Here is a 5,866-nt window from a genome sequence, read left to right on the forward strand (position 1 = left end):
GCTCGTCGGCATCCGCGCCCCGGTGCAGGGCGAGGAGCAGGACTACCTGGACCGCGCGGACGTACGCGCCGGGCTGGCCACGATCGGCGCCGCAGGGCTCGCGTTCGACCTCGTGGTGCGGGTGGACCAGCTGCCGTCCGCGGCCCGGGCTGCGGCCGCGCTGCCCGACGTGCGGTTCGTCCTCGACCACCTGGGCAAGCCGCGGATCACCGCCGGCGCCGAGGGCCTCGCGGAGTGGCGGGCGGCGATCGCGCCGCTGGCCGCCTGCCCGAACGCGACGGCCAAGGTGTCCGGGCTCGTCACCGAGGCCGACTGGCGACGGTGGACGGTCGACGACCTGCGCCCGTACGTGGCCGGCGCCCTCGAGTTCTTCGGCCCCGACCGGCTGATGCTCGGATCGGACTGGCCGGTGTGCCTGCTGGCCGGCACGTACGGTGTCGTCCGGTCGGCGCTGCTCGACGCGCTCGGCGTGCTTTCCGAGACCGAACGGGCAGCCATCCTGGGCGACACGGCGACCCGCGTCTACCGGCTGTCCGCGTAGATTTCACCGCGGAGGGTGGGCGGAATGGCACTGACCGACGAGGCGATCGACAAGATCAAGGGCATGATCGTGTCCGGCGAGCTGGGCCCGGGCGCCCGGCTGCCCAAGGAGGCCGATCTCGCCGAGCGGCTGGGCCTGTCCCGCAACTCCCTCCGCGAGGCGGTCCGGGCGCTGTCCATGATCCGCGTGCTCGACGTGCGCCAGGGCGACGGCACGTACGTCACGAGCCTCGAACCCAACCTGCTGCTCGACGCGCTGAGCTTCGTGGTCGACTTCCACCGCGACGACACGGTGCTGCAGTTCCTGGAGGTCCGCCGGGTCCTCGAGCCGGCGGCGGCCGCGCTGGCCGCCGAGCGGATGCTCGACGACGACATCGACAAGCTCCAGCTCGTCCTCGACGACCTGGGCGACCAGCCGACGATCGAGGCACTGGTCGCCAACGACATCGAGTTCCACCGGCAGATCGCGGTCGGCACCGACAACGCGGTGCTCGCCTCGCTGGTCGAGGGCCTGTCGGGGCCGACCATGCGGGCCCGCATCTGGCGCGGCCTGACCCAGGAGGGTGCCGCCGCCCGGACCCGCGAGCAGCACCAGGCGATCGTCGACGCGATCTCCAGCCGCCAGCCCGACCTGGCCCGGTCGTGGGCCACGGTGCACATCGCGGGCGTCGAGGAGTGGCTGCGCCGCGTGCTCTGAAAACCAGTTGCCCGCGCTGGTAACGTGCGGCGCATGGGAGCTTTGAACATTCGGATCCGCATCGCCTAGCGGCGAGCTGATCCGACCTTCCTCTTCGCTCAGCTCCGCCGCGTCCGGTCCGCTGCCGGTGCGGCTTTTCGTGCTGCCCGGCTCCGTCGCCAACCTCGCGGAGCACTTCTCATGTCTCGCCACAATCGTGGTCGCCACGAGCTGGGTCAGAACTTTCTCGTCGACGCGTCGGTGATCGCCGACGTGACGAACCTCGTTGCCGCCGCCGACGGCCCGATCCTGGAGATCGGCCCAGGTGACGGCGCGTTGACCCGGCCGCTGAGCCGGCTCGACCGGCCGCTGACCGCCGTCGAGGTCGACCCGCGCCGGGCCAAACGTCTCGCCGAGGACATGCCGGGTCACGTCACCGTGCTCAACGAGGACATCCTGTTCCATCGCCTCCGCTCCAAGCCGGGCGTCGTCGTCGGCAACGTGCCGTTCCACATCACCACCGCGACGCTGCGGTGGCTGCTCGCCGCGCCGCACTGGCGGACGGCCGTCTTGCTGGTGCAGTGGGAGGTGGCGCGCCGGCGGGCCGGGATCGGCGGCGCCAGCCTGCTCACCGCCCGGATGTGGCCGTGGTTCGACTTCACCGTCCACTCCCGGGTGTCCAGACACGCCTTCCGCCCGGTGCCCGCCGTCGACGGGGGACTGCTGGTGGTCCATCGCAGGCCCACGCCGCTGGTCGCCGAACGGGAGCCGTACCAACACTTCGTGCATCGCGTCTTCACCGGTCGCGGCTACGGCCTGCGGGAGATCCTGACGCGGTCGGCCGGTGTGCCGGCTGCCGTCGCGCGCGACTGGCTGCACGCGCACCGGATGCCGGCCAACGCCCTGCCACGCGACCTCACCGCGGAGCAGTGGGCGGCGCTGTGGGCAACAGTTCGGCGCTCTGCACATAGGCCATCGCGGCGGTGAAGGCCGGGTCGGCCAAACAGCTCGGTCGGCTCGGTGACGACGGTGGCGCCGCGCTCGAGAAATCGATGAGTTTTCCGGCCTCACGGTTGATGAGCCATGGGGTGATTGTGTGATAACCCTCAGGTACGACTTTGGTCATGTATTTCAGGCTAGGTGCAATCTAGGTCAGCGCCGGTCCTACTTCATAGGGCATGATGAGTGCCGTGACCGACACGCCAGGTCGACTACTGCGCCTGTTGTCCCTGCTCCAGATGCCGCGTGAGTGGCCCGGCAGCGAGTTGGCCGAGCGGCTCGGGGTCAGCCACCGCACCGTGCGCCGCGACATCGAGCGGTTGCGCGAGCTCGGCTACCCGGTCGAGGCGACGATGGGTGTCGGCGGCGGCTACCGGCTCGCGGCGGGCGCGGCCATGCCCCCGCTGCTGCTCGACGACGACGAGGCCGTGGCGATCGCGGTCGGGTTGCGCACCACCGCCCGGCAACCGGTCAACGGCATCGCCGACGCCTCCGTCCGCGCGCTGGCCAAGGTGCAGCAGGTGCTGCCGACCCGCCTGCGGCAACGCGTCGGCGTGCTGACCACCGCCACCGCGCCGACCGAGGCCGCGCTGGTCGACCCCGAGCAGCTCACCGCCCTGGCCGCCGCGGCGGCGACCAACGAGCGGGTCAACTTCGACTACCGTGACCAGGACGGGATCCCGTCGCAGCGCCTGGCCGAGCCGCACCGGCTGGTGATGACCGGGCGCCGCTGGTACCTGGTCGCCTACGACAATGAGCGCCACGACTGGCGTACGTTCCGCGCCGACCGGATCGAGAACACCAAGTCGACCGGGATCCGGGTGCCGCCGCGCGAGTTGCCGCTCGACGACGCGGCCGCGTTCGTCACCAGCCAACTCCACGACCTGGCGCCGCTGTACGCAGCCGTGGCCACCCTGCGGCTGCCGGCGGCGCAGGCGGCCGCGCGGCTCGGCGACGCCGCCGGCACGATCGAGCCGCTCGGCGCCGAGGAGTGCCGGTGGACCAGCCCGGCGGACACGGTCGACTGGCTGGCCTTCCGGCTGGCCTCGCTCGGTTGCGACTTCGTGGTGCACGAGCCGGCGGAACTGGTCGACCACCTGCGCCGGGTCGGCGCACGGATCGCCCGGGCCACCGCCGGTTAGAATTTTGGATCATGACGGCGTGGGACGTGGCGATCGTCGGCGGCGGCCCTGCCGGGCTCTCCGCCGCCTACGAGGCCGCCCGGGCCGGGGCGCGCACGGTGGTCCTGGAGAAGTCCGTGCACCCGCGTTACAAGACCTGCGGCGGCGGCCTGATCGGCACGACCGTCGGCCAGGTCGACGACCGCATCGCGATCCCGGCCGCGGATCGCACCGACACGATGGTGATCACCCTCGACGGGCGGCGCGAGATCGTCCGCCGGGCGACCGACGGGCCGGTGCTGGCGATGGTGCGCCGGGCGGAGTTCGACGACCGGCTCCGGGCCGCCGCGACGCGGGCGGGTGCGGAGGTGCGCCAGGGCGTCGGTGTGCGGGGGATCGAGCAGGATCCTGACGGCGTACGCCTGCGCCTGGCCGACGGCGACGAGGTGCGCGCGGCGACCGTGGTCGGTGCCGACGGCTCGTCCGGCGTCACGGCCCGGCACGTCGGCGTCGAGTACAGCCAGGTGGATCTCGGCCTCGAGGTGGAGCTGCCGATCCCGGCCACGCTCCGTCCACAGTGGCGCGGCAAGGTGCTGCTCGACTGGGGCCCGATCCCGGGCTCGTACGCGTGGGTCTTCCCGAAGGACGACGTGCTGACCGTCGGCGTGATCGCGGCGCGCGGCAGCGGGGACCGGACCCGGGCCTACCTGAAGGCGTTCGTCGACCGGGTCGGGCTCGGCGGGATCACGCCGGTCGAGGACTCCGGCCACCTGACCCGCGTGCGGGCGCCGGAGTCGCCGCTGCGCCGGGGCCGGGTGATCGTGGCCGGGGACGCCGCCGGACTGCTGGAGCCGTGGACCCGCGAGGGGATCAGTTTCGCGACCCGTTCGGGCGCGATCGCCGGCCGACACGTCGGCGGTGCCGCCCGGAGCGGGGACCTGGCGGGCTATCCCGCCGCGATCGACGCGGCGCTTGGTGCCGAAATGCGGGCCGGGCGGCGGTTGATGGCGACTTTTACCAAGCGCCCCTGGGCGTTCCACGCGGTCTTGGCGAGCCCGCCCGGTTGGCGTATGTTCCGGCGGTGGTGCCGTGGCGAGACCACCTTCGATGCACTCATCGAAAAGCTGCCCATCAAGGTCGCGCTCGCGCTGCTGAGTTGACGTACCGCCGCATCCGGAGGTGACCGTGGAGCCCGACTGGTCGGCGTTGCGCAACAGCATCCGGGGTGAGGTGGTGCTGCCAGCCGACGCCGGCTACGAGGCGGTCCGCCGGCCGGCGATCGCCCGCTTCCACCACCTGCGGCCGCAGGCCGTGGTGCAGTGCGCGGCCGACGCCGACGTGGCTGTCGCGATCTCGTTCGCCCGCTCGGTCGGGCTGCCGTTCGCGGTGCGCGGCGGTGGGCACTCGTTCGAGGGCACGTCGTCGACCGAGGGCATGGTGGTCGACCTGAGCCGGATCGGCGGAGTGTCCTTCCTGGACGCCAACGGCGACGGCGGCCGGCTGGTCCGGGTCGGCGCCGGCGCCCGGCTCGGCGACATCTACGACGCGCTGGCCCCGGCCGGCGTGACGATCCCGGCCGGCTGCGGCCCGGCGGTCGGCATCGCCGGGCTCACCCTGGGCGGCGGCCTCGGCGTGCTCGGGCGCACGCACGGCTTGACCTCCGACGCGTTGCGCGCGGCCCGGGTGGTGCTCGGCGACGGCCGGATCGTCGACTGCGACGACGAGTTGGAGCCCGAGCTGTTCTGGGCGCTGCGCGGTGGCGGCAACGGGACGATCGGCGTGGTCACCTCGCTGGTCTTCGCGTCGGTGCCGGCGCCGGCGATGACCTCGTTCCACTTCACCTGGGAGCCGGAGCACCTGCCCGCGGTGCTGGCCGCCTGGCAGACCTGGGCACCGGCCGCGCCCGAGACGATGGCCGCCAGCCTGGTGGTGTCGACCCCCGCCGACCCGGCTCTGATGCCCGTCACCAGCGTCTTCGGCGCGGCGCACGGGACCGAGGAGGCGGACGTCGCGCTGCTGGAGGAGTTCGTCGACCGGGTCGGCGAGCCGGCCGCGACGCAGACCCACCAACGGGCGCCGCACCGCGAGACCAAGCGGTTGCTCGCCGACCTCGACGTGCATGGTGTGCCGCGCCGCCCCGACGCGCACGCGCACAGCCGTTCGGAGTTCTTCGCACAGCCGCTGGACGGCGACACCCTCGGTGCGCTCGTCACGCTGCTGACCTCGGACCGCCGGCCGGGCGAGGAACGCGAGCTGGACTTCACGCCGTGGGCCGGCGCCTACAACCGGACGCCGACGAGCGCCACGGCGTTCCCGCACCGCACGGCGCGCTTCCTGCTCAAGCAGACCGTCGCGGTGGAGCCGGACGCGAGTGCCGACGAGCGCCTCGCGGCGCGCGACTGGCTCGACCGTTCGTGGCAGCTCACCCACCCGGCGGGCACGGGCGGTGTCTACCCGAACTTCCCGGACCCGGTTCTCGACAACCCGGTCCGCGCGTACTACGGCGTCAACGCCGACCGGTTGCGCGACG

6 protein-coding genes are annotated in these 5,866 nt (G+C 72.9%); all 6 read left to right on the forward strand.

Annotated elements, in window-relative coordinates:
* A partial coding sequence (locus AB0H87_RS36780) for an amidohydrolase family protein (RefSeq protein WP_360156736.1) occupies positions 1–541 on the forward strand: 541 nt, incomplete at its 5' end.
* A gap of 24 nt (positions 542–565) precedes the next feature.
* Entirely contained in the window at positions 566–1,237 is a 672-nt protein-coding gene (locus AB0H87_RS36785; protein ID WP_360156739.1) for a FadR/GntR family transcriptional regulator, read from the forward strand.
* A 180-nt stretch (positions 1,238–1,417) separates the two neighbouring features.
* A complete protein-coding gene (gene erm, locus AB0H87_RS36790; protein WP_360156742.1) occupies positions 1,418–2,203 on the forward strand; it encodes a 23S ribosomal RNA methyltransferase Erm in 786 nt (261 codons plus the stop codon).
* A gap of 203 nt (positions 2,204–2,406) precedes the next feature.
* On the forward strand, positions 2,407–3,357 hold the full coding sequence (locus tag AB0H87_RS36795) for a YafY family protein (protein ID WP_360156745.1): 951 nt from the start codon (positions 2,407–2,409) through the stop codon (positions 3,355–3,357).
* Between the two features lie 11 nt (positions 3,358–3,368).
* The gene (locus AB0H87_RS36800) at positions 3,369–4,496 is read left to right on the forward strand and encodes a geranylgeranyl reductase family protein (protein ID WP_360156748.1); all 1,128 of its coding nucleotides are present in this window, start codon (positions 3,369–3,371) and stop codon (positions 4,494–4,496) included.
* Between the two features lie 19 nt (positions 4,497–4,515).
* Positions 4,516–5,866 (forward strand): FAD-binding oxidoreductase (locus tag AB0H87_RS36805; protein ID WP_360156751.1); only part of this gene is annotated, 1,351 nt, incomplete at its 3' end.

It is taken from the genome of Asanoa sp. NPDC050611, assembly GCF_040654855.1.
GTDB lineage: Bacteria > Actinomycetota > Actinomycetes > Mycobacteriales > Micromonosporaceae > Asanoa.

Coding starts and splice junctions, on each gene's coding strand:
- AB0H87_RS36800 (WP_360156748.1), top strand. CDS start 3,369: ATGACGGCGTGGGACGTGGCGATCGTCGGCGGCGGCCCTGCCGGGCTC.
- AB0H87_RS36785 (WP_360156739.1), top strand. CDS start 566: ATGGCACTGACCGACGAGGCGATCGACAAGATCAAGGGCATGATCGTG.
- erm (WP_360156742.1), top strand. CDS start 1,418: ATGTCTCGCCACAATCGTGGTCGCCACGAGCTGGGTCAGAACTTTCTC.